Origin of the sequence: Pseudomonas sp. S11P7 (genome assembly GCF_023195435.1) — a bacterium.
In the GTDB taxonomy this organism is placed as follows: Bacteria; Pseudomonadota; Gammaproteobacteria; order Pseudomonadales; family Pseudomonadaceae; genus Aquipseudomonas; species Aquipseudomonas fluorescens_G.
The window spans coordinates 398,255-415,371 of sequence record NZ_JALPKS020000002.1; the positions used below are offsets into that span (position 1 = coordinate 398,255).

Here is a 17,117-nt window from a genome sequence, read left to right on the forward strand (position 1 = left end):
TTGCTAGACGAGTCGACCCGATTCGAGGTCACGGAGTTCCTCCCTTGCTGATGCGTGAAACCCCTGTAGTGATTGCCGGCCCGGTGGGTCAATTGGAAAGTCTTTACCTGGACAACGAGCAGCCGCGTGGCATCGCGCTGATCTGCCATCCGAACCCGGTGCAGGGCGGCACCATGCTCAACAAGGTCGTTTCGACCCTGCAGCGCACCGCGCGCGACGCCGGGCTGATCACCTTGCGTTTCAACTATCGCGGCGTCGGCACCAGCGAAGGCACGCATGACATGGGCACGGGTGAAGTCGATGACGCCCAGGCCGCCGCTGCCTGGCTGCGTGAAAAACACCCGGACTTGCCGCTGACCCTGTTCGGTTTTTCCTTCGGCGGATTTGTTGCAGCAAGTCTCGGTGGCCGTCTCGAAGCCCAAGGCGTGCGGCTCAAGCAACTGTTCATGGTCGCCCCAGCGGTAATGCGCCTGGGCGAGCAGGATCAACTGCCGCAGCACGGCGAACTGACCGTGATCCAGCCGGAAACCGACGAGGTCATCGATCCGCAGCTGGTCTACCAATGGTCGGAACAACTCCAGCGCCCCCATGAGCTGCTGAAAGTGGCAGAATGCGGACACTTTTTTCACGGCAAGCTGACCGATCTCAAGGATCTGATCCTGCCGCGTCTCTCGAATTGATTGCAGTCTGACAAGCGATTACTCATGACCAACCGTACCCGCATCCTCACCGGCATCACCACCACCGGCACGCCGCACCTGGGCAACTACGCCGGTGCGATCCGTCCGGCGATCCTCGCCAGCCGCGACAGCAACGCCGATTCGTTTTACTTTCTGGCTGACTACCACGCCCTGATCAAATGCGATGACCCGCTGCGCATCCAGCGCTCGCGTCTGGAAATCGCCGCGACCTGGCTGGCCGGTGGCCTGGATGTTGACCGCGTGACTTTCTACCGCCAGTCCGACATTCCGGAAATCCCCGAGTTGACCTGGCTGCTGACCTGCGTCGCCGCCAAAGGCCTGCTCAACCGTGCGCACGCCTACAAGGCCTCAGTGGACAAGAATGCCGAGACCGGTGAAGACCCGGACGCCGGTATCACCATGGGCCTCTACAGCTACCCGGTGCTGATGGCCGCGGACATCCTGATGTTCAACGCGCACAAGGTGCCGGTCGGTCGCGACCAGATCCAGCACGTGGAAATGGCCCGGGATATCGGTCAGCGCTTCAACCATCTGTTCGGCCAGGGCAAAGAGTTCTTTACCATGCCCGAAGCGCTGATCGAGGAAAGCGTGGCGACGCTGCCAGGCCTCGACGGGCGCAAGATGTCGAAGAGCTACGACAACACCATCCCGTTGTTTTCCAGCGCCAAGGAAATGAAGGACGCGATCTCGCGGATCGTCACCGACTCCAAAGCCCCGGGCGAAGCCAAGGATCCGGACAACTCGCACCTGTTCACCCTGTTCACGGCGTTCGCTACACCGGCACAGGCTGACGAATTCCGCAGCGAACTGCTCGGCGGTCTGGGTTGGGGCGAGGCGAAGAACCGCCTGTTCCAGTTGCTCGACAACGAATTGGGCGAAGCGCGCGACAAGTATCACCAGTTGATCGAGCGCCCGGCGGATCTGGAAGACATTCTGCAGATCGGCGCGAAAAAGGCCCGTGCCGTGGCCACGCCGTTCCTCAATGAGTTGCGTGAAGCGGTGGGCCTGCGTTCTTTCGTCAATCAGGTGCAGGTTGCCGCGACCACCAAGAAGAAAGCCGCCAAAGCCGCACGCTTCGTCAGCTTCCGCGAAGACGACGGCAGCTTCCGATTCCGTCTGCTGGCAGCCGATGGTGAGCAATTGCTGTTGTCGCGCAATTTCGCCGATGGCAAAACCGCCGGGCAAGTGACCAAGCAGTTGCAATCGGGCGAGCCGCTGGACGTGCGCAACGATGAACTGAGCTTCAGCGTCTGGCTGCAAGGCGAATGCGTCGGCGACAGCCCGGCGTTCGCCGACGCGGCTGCGCGGGACGCGGCCATCGCGGCACTGCGCGTCGCGCTGACCCCGGCTCAGGACTGATCGGCGGCACGACCCGACCAAGGGCCGATTGCCATTCCCGCGGGCCGTCGCTACAGTGACGGCCCGTTTTTGTTGCCTTGCTAACGAATTATGACGCCCCTAGAACGATATCAAGCAGATCTGAAACGCCCGGACTTCTTCCATGACGCTGCGCAGGAAACCGCTGTGCGTCATTTGCAGCGTCTGTACGACGACCTGATCGCCGCCGACCAGAACAAGCCGGGGTTCCTCGGCAAGCTGTTTGGCAAAAAAGATCAGACGCCGGTCAAGGGGCTGTATTTCTGGGGCGGCGTCGGTCGCGGCAAGACTTACCTGGTCGACACCTTCTTCGAAGCGCTGCCGTTCAAGGAAAAGACCCGCACCCACTTCCACCGCTTCATGAAGCGTGTGCACGAAGAGATGAAAACCCTCGGCGGCGAGAAAAACCCGCTGACCATCATCGCCAAGCGCTTCGCGACCGAGTCGCGGGTGATCTGCTTCGATGAATTCTTCGTCTCCGACATCACCGATGCGATGATTCTCGGCACCTTGATGGAAGAGTTGTTCAAGAATGGCGTGACCCTGGTTGCGACCTCGAACATCGTCCCGGACGGTCTGTACAAGGACGGCCTGCAACGCGCGCGCTTCCTGCCAGCGATTGCGCTGATCAAGCAGAACACCGAGATCGTCAACGTCGACAGCGGCGTCGACTACCGTCTGCGCCACCTCGAACAAGCCGAGCTGTTCCACTATCCGCTCGACGAAGCCGCTCACGAAAGCCTGCGCAAGAGCTTCAAGGCGCTGACGCCGGAGTGTACCGCCGCGGTCGAAAACGATGTGCTGATCATCGAGAACCGCGAAATCCGTGCGCTGCGCACTTGCGACGACGTCGCCTGGTTCGACTTCCGTGAACTGTGCGACGGCCCGCGCAGCCAGAACGATTACATCGAACTGGGCAAGATTTTCCATGCCGTGTTGCTCAGCGGTGTCGAGCAGATGAGCGTCACCACCGACGACATCGCCCGACGCTTCATCAACATGGTCGACGAGTTCTACGACCGCAACGTCAAGCTGATCATTTCTGCCGAAGTCGAGCTGAAGGATCTGTACACCGGCGGCCGCCTGACCTTCGAATTCCAGCGTACGCTGAGCCGACTGCTCGAGATGCAATCCCACGAATTCCTGTCGCGGGCGCACAAGCCTTAAACAGCTTTCGGCAAAAAAAAAGGGCCTGCGATTGCAGGCCCTTTTTGTACTCGGTTTTTATCCGGCCGCGCGCCAACTGATCGTTCCCACGCTCCGCGTGGGAATGCATCCCGTGACGCTCCGCGTCACTTGCGAAGCGGACGCAGAGCGCCCGATGGCGGCATTCCCACGCAGAGCGTGGGAACGATCATCAACTCAAGGTTGATGAGGTTGTTCTAAGCCGCCTGCTGAAACTGCTGCCGATACTGGTTCGGCGACAATTCGGTGTGCTGGCGGAACAATCGCGCAAAGAAGCTCGCGTCGTCATATCCCACCTCATAGCTGATGGTCTTGATGCTCTTGCGGCTGCCCGACAGCAAGCCTTTGGCGGTTTCGATGCGCAGGCGCTGCAGGTAGTGCAGCGGTTTGTCACCGGTGGCGGTCTGGAAGCGGCGCATGAAATTGCGGATGCTCATGCCGTGTTCGCGGGCCACGTCTTCGAAGCGGAACTTGTCGGCGAAATGCTCTTCGAGCCAGTGCTGGATCTGCAGGATGATCACGTCCTGGTGCAGCTTCTGCCCACCGAAACCAATGCGTCCCGGCGAATAACTGCGCTGCACTTCGTAAAGAATGTCGCGGGCCACGGCTTGCGCCACGTTGGCGCCGCAGAAGCGCTCGATCAGATAAATGTACAAGTCGCAGGCCGACGTTGTACCGCCAGCGCAGTACAGATTGTCGGCATCGGTCAGGTGTTTGTCCTGATTCAGATACACCTTGGGGAAGCGCTCGGCGAAAGCATTGAAGAAACGCCAGTAGGTGGTCGCTTCCTTGCCGTTGAGCAAACCCGCTTCGGCCAGCCAGAACACTCCGGTGGCTTCGCCGCATAACACCGCACCACGGGCGTGTTGCTCACGCAGCCACGGCAGGATTTGCGGATAACGGCTGCACAGCGTGTCGAAGTCATCCCAGAACGCTGGAAGGATAATCACGTCGGCGTTTTCCAGGCCGCCATCGACCGGCATCACCACGTCACTGAAACTGTTCACCGGTTTGCCATCGGGGCTGACCAGGCGCGTTTCGAACGCCGGTGTCAGGCCCTGGCCCAGTTGTTTGCCGTAACGCAGGCTGGCCAGATGAAAGAAATCCTTGGCTTGCATGAGAGTGGAAGCGAAAACCCGGTCAATTGCCAGGATGCTGACGCGCCGCAAGGGCGTGGAGACGTGCTTGGACATAATTCAACTTTTGTTTTGTTTTTATAAGGGAAAGTGGTCACCAGACGGCTGGATCGTCTTATTTTTTGTCGGATGTGTCCAGTGTCCCGTGACGCTGGCGGCGCATAGTCTCTGAGGGACGTATCCCTCCAACAAGAAAGACAGGTGCCGCATGATCCCCAGAACCCTGTTCAGCGCAGAGCACGAATTGTTCCGCGACAGCGTACGAACCTTCCTCGAAAAAGAAGCGGTGCCGTTCCACGCGCAATGGGAAAAACAAGGCCACATCGACCGTCAGCTATGGAACAAGGCGGGCGAGGCGGGGATGCTCTGCTCGCACCTGCCGGAGGAATACGGCGGGCTGGGCGCGGATTTTCTCTACAGTGCGGTGGTGATCGAAGAGGTCGGGCGACTGGGTTTGACCGGGATCGGTTTCTCTCTGCATTCGGACATCGTCGCGCCGTACATCCTGCATTACGGCAGTGAAGCGCTGAAGCACAAATACCTGCCGAAACTGGTCTCCGGTGAGATGGTTACGGCGATCGCCATGACCGAGCCGGGTGCAGGCTCTGATCTGCAAGGGGTTAAAACCACTGCCGTGCTGGACGGCGACGAGTATGTGATCAACGGCTCGAAAACCTTCATCACCAACGGCTTTCTTGCCGACCTGGTGATCGTCGTTGCCAAGACCGATCCGAAAGCTGGTGCCAAAGGTACCAGTCTGTTTCTGGTGGAGGCGAACACCCCGGGGTTCGAGAAGGGCAAGCGTCTGGAAAAGGTCGGCATGAAGGCCCAGGACACGTCCGAGTTGTTCTTCCAGGACGTGCGCGTGCCGAAGGAAAATCTGCTGGGGCAGGCCGGGGCAGGGTTCGCTTACCTGATGCAGGAATTACCGCAGGAACGCCTGACCGTGGCGATCGGCGGCCTGGCCTCAGCCGAAGCGGCGTTACAGTGGACGCTCGAATACACCCGCGATCGCAAGGCGTTCGGCAAAGCGATCGCCGATTTCCAGAATACCCGCTTCAAGCTGGCCGAGATGGCCACGGAGATCCAGATCGGCCGGGTATTCGTCGACCGCTGCCTGGAGCTGCATCTGCAAGGCAAGCTGGATGTGCCGACGGCGGCGATGGCCAAATACTGGGGCACCGACCTGCAGTGCAAGGTGCTCGATGAATGCGTGCAGTTGCATGGCGGCTACGGCTTCATGTGGGAATACCCGGTGGCCCGGGCGTGGGCGGATGCGCGAGTGCAGCGGATCTATGCCGGCACCAATGAAATCATGAAGGAGATCATCGCGCGGTCGCTCTGATGATCGTTCCCACGCTCTGCGTGGGAATGCCGCCGGGGACGCTCCGCGTTCCGCTGTGGAGGTGATCTGACTGGCCCCTTCGCGAGCAGGCTCGCTCCCAAAGGGCTTCACCGTACCTGTGGGAGCGAGCCTGCTCGCGAAGCTTTTAGCGGCAAATCATGGGGCAGGATTCGGATGATCCTTGTGAATCGCCTCGATCCCGGCCAGCACTTCATCGGAAAGCTTCAGATCAAAACTGGCAATGTTGCTGTCCAGTTGCTCAAGTGTCGTCGCACCAATGATGTTGCTGGTGACGAACGTTTGCTGATTGACGAATGCGAGGGCCATCTGCGCCGGATCCAGACCGTGCTCACGGGCCAGAGCAACGTAACGGCTGCAGGCTGCCTCAGACTGCGGGTTGAAATAGCGGCTGAAGCGGCTGTAGAGGCTCAGGCGCCCTTTCGGCGGGCGCGCGCCGTCCTCGTACTTGCCCGAGAGGAAGCCGAACGCCAGCGGTGAATAGGCGAGCAGGCCGCACTGTTCGCGGATGGCGATTTCCGCCAGGCCCACTTCAAAGCTGCGGTTGAGCAGGTTGTACGGATTCTGGATCGACACCGCACGCGGCCAGCCACGGGCTTCGGCCAGGGCGAGAAAGCGCATGGTGCCCCATGGCGTTTCGTTGGACAGGCCGATGTGGCGGATTTTGCCGGCTTTCACTTGCTCGTCGAGGGCTTCGAGGGTGTCTTCCAGCGGCGTCAGGTTGGCTTCGGTCTTGTGCTTGTAGCCCAGCTGTCCGAAAAAGTTGGTGCTGCGTTCCGGCCAGTGCAGTTGATACAGATCGATGTAGTCGGTCTGCAGGCGCTTGAGGCTGGCGTCCAGCGCTTCGGTGATGTGCTGACGGTTGTGGCGCAGGTTCTTGTCGCGAATGTAGTCGATGGTGTTGCCCGGGCCGGCGATCTTGCTGGCGAGGATCCAGTCGGCACGGTCGCCGCGACTCTTGAAGTAATTGCCGATGTAGCGCTCGGTGGTGGCGTAGGTTTCGGCTTTCGGCGGCACCGGGTACATCTCGGCGGTGTCGAGGAAATTGATCCCGGCCTCTTTGGCGCGTTCGATCTGGGCGAAGGCTTCAGCTTCAGTGTTCTGCTCGCCCCAGGTCATGGTGCCGAGGCAGATTGCACTCACGTTCAGGTCGGTACGGCCTAGCTGGCGATAGTCCATCGGGTGCTCCTTGGGCAAAACAATCATAAAAGCAGGTTGAAATATTTTTCGCAATCTGCATAATTGCCGACCTCTTTCTGCAGTGGAAGTGATGCGCCGCCGCCGAAGAATCTTGCCGTTGAACGGACGCGCCGACCCGAGCCCCCGAAAGCGTCTGTATCCGGCTGCCTTTGACTTGTCAAAGTACGCACTATTCAGTAAGATCCGCCGTCTTATTTACAGGCGGCCCCTGAGGCTATAAAGAATGAAAACTTTTACTGCTAAACCGGAAACAGTAAAGCGCGACTGGTTTGTCGTCGACGCTGCTGGTCAGACCCTGGGTCGTCTGGCCACCGAAATCGCGAGCCGTCTGCGTGGCAAGCACAAGCCTGAGTACACTCCTCACGTTGACACCGGCGACTACATCGTCGTCATCAACGCCGAGCAGATCCGTGTTACCGGCGCTAAAACCACTGACAAAATGTACTACTCCCACTCCGGTTTCCCGGGCGGCATCAAGTCGATCAACTTTGAAAAGCTGATCGCCAAGGCCCCTGAGCGCGTGATCGAGACCGCGGTTAAAGGCATGCTGCCTAAAAACCCACTGGGTCGCGACATGTACCGTAAGCTGAAAGTCTATGCGGGCGCTGCTCACCCTCATACTGCTCAGCAGCCCCAAGAACTGAAGTTTTAACGGAATAGTACATTATGTCGGCGACTCAAAATTACGGCACTGGCCGTCGCAAGACCGCAACCGCACGCGTTTTCCTGCGTCCGGGTACTGGTAACATCTCCATCAACAACCGTTCGCTGGATAACTTCTTCGGCCGCGAAACTGCCCGCATGGTAGTTCGTCAGCCGCTGGAGCTGACCGAGACTGTCGAGAAGTTCGACATCTACGTCACCGTGATCGGCGGTGGTGTAAGTGGTCAGGCTGGCGCAATCCGCCACGGCATCACTCGCGCTCTGATGGACTACGATGAAACCCTGCGTAGCGCTCTGCGCAAAGCTGGCTTCGTTACCCGCGACGCCCGTGAAGTTGAACGTAAGAAAGTGGGTCTGCGTAAAGCGCGTAAGCGTCCGCAGTACTCGAAGCGTTAATACCGCTTCCACGTTCAAAAAAGAACGCTCGATTCCTCACGGAATCGGGCGTTTTTTTATGCCTGCAGTTTTTCCAGAAAGAATTGCGCTGTGACAACTTGCCTCATTCGCAGACCCCCTATACTGCAAGGCTTAGGGGTGGAGAGCTCCGGGTAATTCCCTTGTCAGAATTGGGGCTTTTCATTACCATTCGGCAAAATTTTTATAAGTAGTACGTGGTTTATTTAGTAGACGCCTGATTTAACAGGCCAAAAAAGCTGATGGGAGAGGACTGAATGAGCAATGACGGCGTGAATGCAGGCCGGCGTCGCTTTCTGGTAGCAGCCACATCCGTGGTGGGTGCTGCAGGAGCGGTGGGGGCTGCGGTCCCGTTCGTAGGGTCATGGTTTCCCAGTGCCAAGGCGAAAGCCGCCGGCGCACCGGTGAAAGTGAATGTCAGCAAAATCGAGCCAGGCCAGCAAATGATTGCTGAATGGCGCGGCCAGCCGGTGTTCATTGTCCGCCGTACCGAGGAAATCCTGGGGAATCTGAAGAAGATCGAGGGCCAGCTCTCCGATCCGACCTCGAAAAACTCTACGCAACCCACCTATGTCGACCCTGAAGTGCGCTCGATCAAGCCGGAAATTCTGCTGCTGATCGGGATCTGCACACACCTGGGTTGCTCACCGACTTTCCGTCCCGAAGTGGCACCTGCTGATCTGGGCAAGGACTGGGTAGGCGGTTATTTCTGCCCTTGCCACGGTTCCCACTACGATCTGGCTGGCCGCGTCTACAAGTCGCAACCTGCGCCTTTGAACCTGCCAGTTCCCCCGCATTCCTATGAGACCGATGACCTGATTGTCATTGGCGTCGATACGGAGAAAGCGTGATGAGCAAGTTCATGGATTGGGTTGATGCGCGCTTTCCTGCGACCAAGATGTGGGAAGACCATCTCAGCAAGTATTACGCTCCGAAAAACTTCAACTTCTTCTATTTCTTCGGCTCTCTGGCGCTGTTGGTGCTGGTCAATCAGATCGTCACCGGCGTCTGGCTGACCATGAGCTACACGCCGTCGGCAGAAGAGGCGTTCGCTTCCGTCGAATACATCATGCGCGACGTCGAGTACGGCTCGATCCTGCGTCTGCTGCACTCGACCGGTGCTTCGGCGTTCTTCATCGTGGTGTATCTGCACATGTTCCGCGGCCTGCTCTACGGGTCGTACCAGAAGCCGCGCGAGCTGGTCTGGGTGTTCGGCATGCTGATCTACCTGGCGCTGATGGCTGAAGCGTTCATGGGGTATCTGCTGCCCTGGGGGCAAATGTCGTACTGGGGTGCGCAGGTGATCATCTCGCTGTTCGGCGCGATTCCGCTGATCGGCGATGACCTGACCCAGTGGATTCGTGGTGACTACCTGATCTCCGGGATCACCTTGAACCGCTTCTTCGCGCTGCACGTCGTGGCGCTGCCGATCGTGATTCTCGGTCTGGTGGTGCTGCACATTCTGGCGCTGCACGAAGTGGGTTCGAACAACCCTGACGGCGTCGATATCAAGAAGCACAAAGACGAAAACGGCATCCCGCTGGACGGCATCGCCTTCCACCCGTACTACACCGTGAAAGACATTGTCGGTGTCGTAGTGTTCCTGTTCATCTTCTGCTTCATTGTGTTCTTCTTCCCGGAAATGGGTGGTTACTTCCTCGAAAAACCGAACTTCGAGCCGGCCAACCCATTCAAGACGCCTGAGCACATCGCACCGGTCTGGTACTTCACGCCGTTCTACGCGATCTTGCGCGCGGTGCCGGATAAACTCCTCGGCGTTATCGCCATGGGGGCGGCGATTGCAGTGCTGTTCGTGCTGCCGTGGCTGGATCGCAGTCCGGTCAAATCGATGCGCTATAAAGGCTGGCTGAGCAAGATCTGGTTGGTGGTGTTCTGCATTTCGTTCGTGATTCTCGGCATTCTCGGTGTGCTTGCGCCGACGCCGGGCCGCACGTTGCTGTCGCAGGTCTGCACCTTCCTGTACTTCGCCTACTTCATTCTGATGCCGTTCTACACCCGGCTCGAGAAGACCAAACCGGTACCGGAAAGGGTGACTGGCTGATGAAAAAGTTATTTATTGCTCTGATTTTTGCTGCGCTGCCTTCCCTGGCTTTTGCTGCCGAGGGCCATGGTCCGGAACTGGAAAAAGTCGACATCGATGTGTCTGACAAGGCGGCTTTGCAGGATGGCGCACGGACCTTCGCCAACTATTGCATGGGTTGCCACAGTGCCAAATTCCAGCGTTACGAGCGGGTCGCCGATGACCTCGGTATTCCCCACGAGTTGATGCTGGAGAAACTGGTGTTCACCGGCGCCAAGATTGGCGACCACATGAACATCGGCATGCAGCCGGCCGATGCCAAGACCTGGTTCGGCGCAGCGCCGCCGGACCTGACCCTGGTGGCCCGCGTGCGTGGCACTGACTGGCTGTACGGTTACCTGAAGTCGTTCTACGAAGATCCGGCGCGCCCGTGGGGCGTGAACAACAAGGTCTTCCCGAACGTCGGCATGCCTAACGTACTGGTCGGCCTGCAAGGTCGCCAGGTCGTAGGTTGCAAGCAGGTGCAGATCGTCGAAGACGGCAAGAAGCAATATGATCCGCTGACCGGCACGCCTTTGACTCATGAAGCCTGTGATCAACTGACCATCGTGCCTAAATCCGGTGCTCTGAACGAAGAGCAGTTCGATGAGAAGGTCAAGAATCTGGTAACCTTCCTGGCTTACTCGGCTAACCCGGTTAAGCTGCAACATCAGCGCATCGGTACTTATGTCTTGCTGTACCTGGCGTTCTTCTTTGTGTTCGCCTACCTGCTCAAGCGTGAATACTGGAAAGACGTGCACTGATACGCTTCAAGCATTGCTGTTAATCGCGCGCGCCCAAGGGCGCCTCCGATAAAGCAGGGTCTGCTCGGTCAGACCCTGCGGGAGGTGCCCTCTGGGCGCGCGCGTTTTTCCGGTTCCGAAAAATTCAACAAGCGAGGAGGATCGCCATGGGCGTGACCAATCGGTTGGCCTGTTACTCCGACCCCGCCGACCACTATTCCCACCGAGTGCGCATCGTGCTTGCAGAGAAGGGTGTCAGCGCCGAAATCATTTATGTGGAGGCTGGCCGCCAGCCGCCTAAACTGATCGAGGTGAACCCTTACGGCAGCCTGCCGACGCTGGTCGATCGCGACCTGGCGTTGTGGGAATCGACCGTGGTCATGGAGTATCTGGACGAGCGTTACCCGCACCCGCCGTTAATGCCGGTTTATCCGGTGGCGCGTGCCAACAGCCGTCTGCTGATTCATCGCATTCAGCGTGACTGGTGCGGTCTGGTGGATCTGATTCTTGATCCCAAGGCCAAGGAAGCCGCGCGGGTGGTGGCGCGCAAGGAATTGCGCGAAAGCCTGACGGGCGTGTCGCCGCTGTTTGCCGACAAGCCGTTCTTCCTCAGTGAGGAACAAAGTCTGGTCGATTGCTGCCTATTACCCATACTCTGGCGTTTGCCGATTCTGGGTATTGAACTGCCGCGGCCGGCCAAGCCGCTGCTTGATTATATGGAGCGCCAGTTTGCGCGTGAGGCTTTCCAGGCGAGTCTGTCTGGTGTCGAACGCGACATGCGCTAAGGCTTAAGGAGCCGCTATGAACTCCAGTCGACCTTATCTGGTCCGCGCGCTCTACGAGTGGATTGTGGATAACGATTGCACCCCGCACATGCTGGTCAATGCCGAATATCCGGCGGTGCAGGTGCCGCAAGGTTTCGCCAGCGACGGGCAGATCGTGCTGAACATCTCGCCAAGTGCTGTGCGTCATCTGCACATGGACAACGACGTGGTGACGTTCGAAGGTCGCTTCGGTGGTGTGCCGCACAGCCTGTACGTGCCGATCAGCGCGATTCTGGGCATCTACGCCCGGGAGAACGGTCAGGGCATGGTATTCGATCTCGAGTCGCCGCTGGATGACGAAGACGATATCGAGCAGGATGACGATCAGCCGCCACCGGACAGCGAGCCGCCGCGCCCTAGTGGCCGGCCAAGCCTGAAAGTGGTGAAGTAATAAAAAAGGCGATCCGCATGGATCGCCTTTTTTGTGCCTGTCGTTCAGCGGTCAGTCGATGTACTCGAACAGCTTCACGATCTTCTGCACACCGGAAACGCCCTGAACCAGATTCGTCGCCTGAGTGGCTTCCTGTTTGGTCAGCAGGCCCAGCAGGTAGACGATGCCATTTTCGGTAATGACTTTGATGCGCGAGCCGGGAATGCTCGCGTCGGTGAGCATCTGGGTCTTGATCTTGGTGGTCAGCCACGCGTCATTCTGGCGGGCCAGCAGGGACGAAGGCTGCAGCACTTGCAGTTCGTTGTGGACTTTCTTGACCCGTTGCACATTGGCGGCAGCCTGTTCAGCCTTGGCCTTGAGATCTTCGCGCGGGGTCTGGCCGGCGAGCAATACCACGCCGTTGAAGCTGGTGACGACGATGTGCGAATCGTTGTCCAGCGCCGGGTCGGCTTTGGCTATGTTCACGCCGACCTTGGTTTCGATCAACGAATCGTCGATCTTGCTGCCGAAGGTGCGCGTGCCACGGTCGTCTTCGATCGGCGCTTCACGGCTGGCATTCACCACCGAGGTGCAGCCGCTGATGCCGAGGCACAGAGTCAAGGCCAGAAGGCCAAGGCGATTAGGGGTCATTCTTCACTCCCGAACAGTTGGCTGTCGATCAGATCGCAGAGGCAATGGATCGCCAGCAAGTGGACTTCTTGAATACGTGCAGTGACATTGGCCGGTACGCGAATCTCGACGTCCTCGGGCAACAGCAGCGACGCCATGCCGCCGCCATCGCGTCCGGTCAAAGCTACGACAATCATTTCGCGATCATGTGCGGCCTGGATCGCTTGAATAATGTTCGCCGAGTTACCGCTGGTCGAAATCGCCAGCAGCACGTCACCGGGTTGGCCCAGCGCGCGGATCTGCTTGGAGAACACTTCGTTGTAGCTGTAGTCGTTGGCGATCGAGGTGATCGTCGAGGTGTCGGTGGTCAGCGCGATGGCTGGCAGGCTCGGGCGCTCGCGCTCGAAGCGGTTGAGCAGCTCCGAGGAAAAGTGCTGCGCGTCGCCGGCAGAGCCACCGTTGCCGCATGAGAGCATCTTGCCCTCGTTGAGCAGGGCGTTGACCATGATCTGGCTGGCTTGCTCGATGTGCGGTGCAAGTACGTCCATCGCCTGTTGCTTGGTGTCGATACTGGCCTGGAAAAGCTGGCGAATTCGGGATTGCATGTCCATCTGTGTGACCTTAAGTAGCGCGGCTGTCCGGCACATGAATGTGCAGCCCGCAAAGCAAAGAGCAAAATGTGTCGGTGAAATTGTCCGGGTCGCAACGCCGGCGATCAACTGTCGAAAGCATTCTGCAACCAGTTCAGCTGATCGGGGTGGCTGTCGATCGCCACCACGTCGAAGCGGCAGGGGGAATTGGCCCAGCGCGATTCACGCTGAAGAAAATACTGCGCGGCGAAAATCAGTTTCTGCTGCTTGCGCGCATCGATGCTGGCAAGCGCGCCGCCCCATTGAGTGTTCTTTCTATAGCGAACTTCGACGAATACTACTGTATCGCCATCAAGCATGACCAGATCAAGCTCGCCGCGTTTGCAGAGCCAGTTCTGCGCCAGCAGGCGCAGACCCTGATTTTGCAGATGTTCGAGCGCCTGACGCTCGGCATCCTTGCCGCTTTGCGAGCGTGACCTGTCGGGCATCAGCGGGGAGTGTCCGGCAGGCGCTGCACCTGACCGCTGACAAACTGCGCCCAAGGTAGCTGACGGACAACGCGTTGGGTCTGGGTCATGCCGAGGCTGCCCGACTCACCGTCGATGCGGCTGTCCGGCAGGGCCTTGAGCTGGCCCAGACGCGGTGCCAGGCGATAGGCGTCGACGCCCATTGCGTACAGGCGGCCGAGGCTGCCGGCGGCTTGCGGCCACTGCGCAACCACTTGCTGACGCAGTGGATCGCTGGTGTCGAGCAACCATGGGGTTTCGCAGAAGCGAATGCCGTTCATGTCGTTGTACTGGTTGACGTCACCGCTGGCGCTGTACACGTGCGAAGTCGCGTAGACCGGAACGTCACCGGCGTACTGGAAGTTCAGGGTCGGCTTGATCTGCTGCGCCTGTTGTGGCGTGGCGGCAAGGAAGATGAATTCGATGTCCTGGCGACGCGAAGGCTGCGCGGCGACGTTGGTGCCGGCCGCATTCTGCAGACTCTTGGCGCGGGCTTCACTCTGACGCAGCTGGAACATGTCGGCGATCTGCTGGGCCAGTTGCACCGGCTGATCAACACGCTCGGTGGCGACGATGCTGCCACCGTTAGCCTGCCAGTCCTGGCTGAACGCGCGCAACACGCGGTCGCCCCATTCGCCTTTCGGCACCATGATTGCGGCGCGGTGCAGGCCATCGGCACGGGCACGGCGCGACACTTCGCGGGCTTCGTCTTCAGCGGCCAGACCGAACTGGAACAACTGCGCCGGGCCTTGATCGCCTTCGCTGTAGTTCAGCGCAAGGGTAGTGATCGGCAGTTGCGGGCGGGTGCTCAGTTGCTTGACCAGCGGTTTTTCCAGCGGACCGACCACCAGCTGCACGCCGTCAGCCTGGGCCTTGCGGTAGAACTCGTCCATCGAGGTCAGCTTGGAGCTGTCGTAGAACTCGATGGCTGGCGGTTTCTGTCCGGCCTGTTGCGCCTGGTAGTGCGCCGCCATGAAGCCTTCACGCAGGGCCTTGCCGACCGCGGCCAGTTGGCCGTCCTGGGGCAACAGCAGGGCGATCTTGCTCAGAGGCTGGCTGGCCAGCTCCTTGAGTTTGGTCAGCGGCAGCGGCAGGTTGATTGCGGCCGGGTGCTTGGGGTTCTGCGCGCGCCAGTTGTCGATCGCCGCTTGCTGCTGCTCCAGCGTGCCAGCGGTTTTTACCGCCAGGGCCAGGGCCATCCAGCCGCCGAGGTCGTCGGTGCTGTTGGCTTGCAGCTGGTCGGCCGGCAGCGAGCCGATCAGGGTCCAGATCGCTTCGTGGTTCTTGCTCGCGGCTTCACCTTCCAGCATCGGCGCGATGAACACGCGTTCACGGGCGGCGGCCAGGGTCTGGCCATCGGCTTCAAGAGCGCGGGCGTGAACAGTGCCGGTACGCACTTGCTGTTCTTCCGGCATCTCGCCGAGTTTCTGCAGGCTTGGATGACTCAGGGCCGTCAGCGCAGCTTTCGGCTGATTGCGAGTCATGGCCAGTTCGGCGGAAAGCGTGTTGGCGAAAATCTGCTGGCCGGGCTTGAGTTGCTCGACCGGCACTTGTTGCAGGATTTGCGCGGACTGGCCGGCATTGCCCTGACGATAAGCAAGGTCAGCGGCACTCAAGCGCAACAGTGCGGCTTTTTCCGGGGTTTTAGCCTGGGTCGCCTGTTCGAGCAGTTGCTCGATGCTGGCATCCGGAGTCCGTGGAAGTTCGCCAAGGCTGGAGGAAGGGGAGCTGGCGCAAGCCGCCAACAAGGCAGCGAGGCAGAGGGCAGTGAACAGCCGCAGGCAAGCGATCATGTAAGTGTTCCTGATACTCGATCAAATTAGCGTGGAATTGTACCCAAGCACTGGCCGGGGCGCGATGTTACTGGCGTGAAACGGGCAATTTAGCTGGAGTAAATGTTGCGGCGGCCCACAACTGTGCGAAAAACCGCGCTCGGCGCGAGCACGTCGCAAGCCTCGTGACGCGCTACAATGGCCGCTTTTACCGATCACGAGGTGTGCGCTTTGACTGCTCCAGGTTCCCTGAATTCCGCTGCTGGCTCGCTTTATGTGGTGGCGACGCCCATCGGCAACCTGGACGACATCAGCGCCCGGGCCCTGAAAATTCTCCGCGAAGTGGCGTTGATTGCCGCCGAAGATACGCGCCACTCGGCGCGGCTGATGCAGCACTTCGGCATCGGTACGCCACTGGCGGCCTGCCACGAACACAACGAACGGGATGAAGGTAGCCGGTTTATCACCCGTCTGCTGGCCGGTGACAATGTCGCGCTGATCTCCGATGCCGGCACGCCGCTGATTTCCGATCCGGGTTATCACCTGGTGCGCCAGGCGCGCGCGGCGGGCATCAATGTGGTGCCGGTGCCGGGCGCCTGCGCATTGATCGCGGCGCTGTCGGCGGCCGGTCTGCCGTCCGACCGGTTTATCTTCGAAGGTTTTCTGCCGGCCAAGTCGGTGGGGCGCAAGGCGCGTCTCGAAGCCGTCAAGGAAGAGCCGCGCACCTTGATCTTCTATGAAGCCCCGCACCGCATTCTTGAATGCCTGCAGGACATGGAAGACGTGTTCGGCGGCGAGCGCCAGGCGTTGCTGGCCCGGGAAATCACCAAGACCTTCGAAACGCTCAAGGGTTTGCCGCTCGCCGAGCTGCGCGCATTCGTCGAAGCAGACAGCAATCAGCAGCGCGGCGAGTGCGTGGTGCTGGTGGCGGGCTGGACCGCACCGGAGTCCGAAGACGCGGTCAGCAGCGAGGCGATGCGCATCCTCGATCTGCTCCTTGAGGAAATGCCGCTCAAGCGCGCCGCTGCGCTTGCCGCGCAGATCACCGGTGAACGCAAAAACGTGCTTTATCAGGTCGCGCTGGATAAACAGAAAGGCGTGTAAGCCGTCGCCCATAGCGGTCTTGCGGGTTTTAGCGCTTGTTCTTCGGCCGCTCTGCCGTTAACCTTCGCGGCGGAGAGTCGATCGGACAGTCGCTGCCCTCTATGAAAATTAGGGGGGGGAGGAAAGTCCGGGCTCCATAGGGCGAAGTGCCAGGTAATGCCTGGGAGGCGTGAGCCTACGGAAAGTGCCACAGAAAATAACCGCCTAAGCGCGCAAGCGCCGGTAAGGGTGAAAAGGTGCGGTAAGAGCGCACCGCACGTCTGGCAACAGTTCGTGGCTAGGTAAACCCCACTTGGAGCAAGACCAAATAGGGTCCCAAGGCGTGGCCCGCGCTGGGACCGGGTAGGTTGCTAAAGATGTCCAGTGATGGCCATCGTAGACGAATGACTGTTCAAGACAGAACCCGGCTTACAGATCGACTCTCCACCTTTTCTTTCCCTGCTTGAATCAATGGCAACA

18 protein-coding genes and 1 other RNA gene are annotated in these 17,117 nt (G+C 59.5%); 13 read left to right on the top strand and 6 right to left on the bottom strand.

What is annotated here, in order from left to right:
* The first annotated feature begins 50 nt into the window (after positions 1-50).
* From M0746_RS01940 to zapE, 3 genes are all read left to right on the top strand, one after another.
* Positions 51-680: an alpha/beta hydrolase gene (locus M0746_RS01940; protein WP_258451422.1), complete on the top strand. Its 630-nt coding sequence runs from the start codon at positions 51-53 to the stop codon at positions 678-680.
* A gap of 24 nt (positions 681-704) precedes the next feature.
* A complete protein-coding gene (locus tag M0746_RS01945; RefSeq protein WP_258448054.1) occupies positions 705-2,060 on the top strand; it encodes a tryptophan--tRNA ligase in 1,356 nt (451 codons plus the stop codon).
* A gap of 90 nt (positions 2,061-2,150) precedes the next feature.
* Positions 2,151-3,245, top strand: a complete 1,095-nt coding sequence (gene zapE, locus M0746_RS01950) for a cell division protein ZapE (protein ID WP_090286153.1) — start codon at positions 2,151-2,153, stop codon at positions 3,243-3,245.
* Positions 3,246-3,460: 215 nt separating this feature from the next.
* On the opposite strand, the gene M0746_RS01955 is transcribed toward zapE, so the two are convergent.
* Positions 3,461-4,357, bottom strand: a complete 897-nt coding sequence (locus M0746_RS01955; RefSeq protein ID WP_208941045.1) for a GlxA family transcriptional regulator — start codon at positions 4,355-4,357, stop codon at positions 3,461-3,463.
* A 250-nt stretch (positions 4,358-4,607) separates the two neighbouring features.
* Between M0746_RS01955 and M0746_RS01960 the strand changes: the two genes are divergently transcribed.
* Positions 4,608-5,744: an acyl-CoA dehydrogenase family protein gene (locus tag M0746_RS01960; RefSeq protein ID WP_208939822.1), complete on the top strand. Its 1,137-nt coding sequence runs from the start codon at positions 4,608-4,610 to the stop codon at positions 5,742-5,744.
* 156 nt (positions 5,745-5,900) lie between these two features.
* On the opposite strand, the gene M0746_RS01965 is transcribed toward M0746_RS01960, so the two are convergent.
* Positions 5,901-6,941, bottom strand: a complete 1,041-nt coding sequence (locus M0746_RS01965) for an NADP(H)-dependent aldo-keto reductase (protein ID WP_258448055.1) — start codon at positions 6,939-6,941, stop codon at positions 5,901-5,903.
* 244 nt (positions 6,942-7,185) lie between these two features.
* Between M0746_RS01965 and rplM the strand changes: the two genes are divergently transcribed.
* The 7 genes from rplM (at position 7,186) to M0746_RS02000 (ending at position 12,077) form a co-directional block, all read left to right on the top strand.
* Positions 7,186-7,614 (top strand): 50S ribosomal protein L13, encoded by a 429-nt coding sequence (rplM, locus tag M0746_RS01970; RefSeq protein WP_007917032.1) that lies wholly within the window; start codon positions 7,186-7,188, stop codon positions 7,612-7,614.
* A 14-nt stretch (positions 7,615-7,628) separates the two neighbouring features.
* Positions 7,629-8,021, top strand: coding sequence for a 30S ribosomal protein S9 (gene rpsI, locus M0746_RS01975; protein ID WP_003228056.1), 393 nt, complete (start codon positions 7,629-7,631; stop codon positions 8,019-8,021).
* Positions 8,022-8,296: 275 nt separating this feature from the next.
* On the top strand, positions 8,297-8,890 hold the full coding sequence (petA, locus tag M0746_RS01980; RefSeq protein ID WP_007917031.1) for a ubiquinol-cytochrome c reductase iron-sulfur subunit: 594 nt from the start codon (positions 8,297-8,299) through the stop codon (positions 8,888-8,890).
* Positions 8,890-10,101, top strand: coding sequence for a cytochrome b (locus M0746_RS01985; protein ID WP_042608381.1), 1,212 nt, complete (start codon positions 8,890-8,892; stop codon positions 10,099-10,101). The genes petA and M0746_RS01985 overlap by 1 nt, the downstream gene beginning before the upstream one ends.
* Complete coding sequence (locus tag M0746_RS01990; protein ID WP_258448056.1) at positions 10,101-10,883, top strand: cytochrome c1; 783 nt, start codon at positions 10,101-10,103, stop codon at positions 10,881-10,883. Before M0746_RS01985 ends, M0746_RS01990 begins: the two co-directional genes overlap by 1 nt.
* Positions 10,884-11,029: 146 nt before the next feature.
* Complete coding sequence (locus M0746_RS01995) at positions 11,030-11,647, top strand: glutathione S-transferase N-terminal domain-containing protein (protein WP_090286143.1); 618 nt, start codon at positions 11,030-11,032, stop codon at positions 11,645-11,647.
* Positions 11,648-11,663: 16 nt separating this feature from the next.
* Entirely contained in the window at positions 11,664-12,077 is a 414-nt protein-coding gene (locus M0746_RS02000; RefSeq protein ID WP_208939826.1) for a ClpXP protease specificity-enhancing factor, read from the top strand.
* A 51-nt stretch (positions 12,078-12,128) separates the two neighbouring features.
* On the opposite strand, the gene M0746_RS02005 is transcribed toward M0746_RS02000, so the two are convergent.
* The 4 genes from M0746_RS02005 to M0746_RS02020 all read right to left on the bottom strand — a co-directional run bounded on the left by M0746_RS02005 (position 12,129) and on the right by M0746_RS02020 (position 15,575).
* Entirely contained in the window at positions 12,129-12,707 is a 579-nt protein-coding gene (locus M0746_RS02005) for a BON domain-containing protein (protein WP_090286140.1), read from the bottom strand.
* Positions 12,704-13,297 (bottom strand): phosphoheptose isomerase, encoded by a 594-nt coding sequence (locus M0746_RS02010; protein ID WP_008082788.1) that lies wholly within the window; start codon positions 13,295-13,297, stop codon positions 12,704-12,706. Before M0746_RS02010 ends, M0746_RS02005 begins: the two co-directional genes overlap by 4 nt.
* A gap of 104 nt (positions 13,298-13,401) precedes the next feature.
* Positions 13,402-13,764: a YraN family protein gene (locus tag M0746_RS02015; protein ID WP_090286138.1), complete on the bottom strand. Its 363-nt coding sequence runs from the start codon at positions 13,762-13,764 to the stop codon at positions 13,402-13,404.
* Positions 13,764-15,575 carry a penicillin-binding protein activator gene (locus M0746_RS02020; protein WP_258448057.1) on the bottom strand — a complete coding sequence of 604 codons (1,812 nt, stop codon included), beginning with the start codon at positions 15,573-15,575 and terminating at the stop codon, positions 13,764-13,766. The genes M0746_RS02015 and M0746_RS02020 overlap by 1 nt, the downstream gene beginning before the upstream one ends.
* A gap of 177 nt (positions 15,576-15,752) precedes the next feature.
* On the opposite strand from M0746_RS02020, the gene rsmI reads away from it, so the two are divergent.
* Together rsmI and rnpB are read left to right on the top strand one after the other, a co-directional pair.
* Positions 15,753-16,658 (top strand): 16S rRNA (cytidine(1402)-2'-O)-methyltransferase, encoded by a 906-nt coding sequence (rsmI, locus tag M0746_RS02025; RefSeq protein WP_208939827.1) that lies wholly within the window; start codon positions 15,753-15,755, stop codon positions 16,656-16,658.
* 73 nt (positions 16,659-16,731) lie between these two features.
* Positions 16,732-17,085: RNase P RNA component class A (gene rnpB / locus M0746_RS02030), an RNA gene on the top strand.
* Positions 17,086-17,117: the final 32 nt, after the last annotated feature.

Coding starts and splice junctions, on each gene's coding strand:
- M0746_RS01995 (WP_090286143.1), top strand. CDS start 11,030: ATGGGCGTGACCAATCGGTTGGCCTGTTACTCCGACCCCGCCGACCAC.
- M0746_RS01945 (WP_258448054.1), top strand. CDS start 705: ATGACCAACCGTACCCGCATCCTCACCGGCATCACCACCACCGGCACG.
- rpsI (WP_003228056.1), top strand. CDS start 7,629: ATGTCGGCGACTCAAAATTACGGCACTGGCCGTCGCAAGACCGCAACC.
- M0746_RS02000 (WP_208939826.1), top strand. CDS start 11,664: ATGAACTCCAGTCGACCTTATCTGGTCCGCGCGCTCTACGAGTGGATT.
- M0746_RS01940 (WP_258451422.1), top strand. CDS start 51: ATGCGTGAAACCCCTGTAGTGATTGCCGGCCCGGTGGGTCAATTGGAA.
- M0746_RS02010 (WP_008082788.1), bottom strand. CDS start 13,297: ATGGACATGCAATCCCGAATTCGCCAGCTTTTCCAGGCCAGTATCGAC.
- M0746_RS01960 (WP_208939822.1), top strand. CDS start 4,608: ATGATCCCCAGAACCCTGTTCAGCGCAGAGCACGAATTGTTCCGCGAC.
- M0746_RS02015 (WP_090286138.1), bottom strand. CDS start 13,764: ATGCCCGACAGGTCACGCTCGCAAAGCGGCAAGGATGCCGAGCGTCAG.
- petA (WP_007917031.1), top strand. CDS start 8,297: ATGAGCAATGACGGCGTGAATGCAGGCCGGCGTCGCTTTCTGGTAGCA.
- M0746_RS01990 (WP_258448056.1), top strand. CDS start 10,101: ATGAAAAAGTTATTTATTGCTCTGATTTTTGCTGCGCTGCCTTCCCTG.
- M0746_RS02020 (WP_258448057.1), bottom strand. CDS start 15,575: ATGATCGCTTGCCTGCGGCTGTTCACTGCCCTCTGCCTCGCTGCCTTG.
- M0746_RS01985 (WP_042608381.1), top strand. CDS start 8,890: ATGAGCAAGTTCATGGATTGGGTTGATGCGCGCTTTCCTGCGACCAAG.
- M0746_RS02005 (WP_090286140.1), bottom strand. CDS start 12,707: ATGACCCCTAATCGCCTTGGCCTTCTGGCCTTGACTCTGTGCCTCGGC.
- rsmI (WP_208939827.1), top strand. CDS start 15,753: ATGGCCGCTTTTACCGATCACGAGGTGTGCGCTTTGACTGCTCCAGGT.
- rplM (WP_007917032.1), top strand. CDS start 7,186: ATGAAAACTTTTACTGCTAAACCGGAAACAGTAAAGCGCGACTGGTTT.
- M0746_RS01965 (WP_258448055.1), bottom strand. CDS start 6,941: ATGGACTATCGCCAGCTAGGCCGTACCGACCTGAACGTGAGTGCAATC.
- zapE (WP_090286153.1), top strand. CDS start 2,151: ATGACGCCCCTAGAACGATATCAAGCAGATCTGAAACGCCCGGACTTC.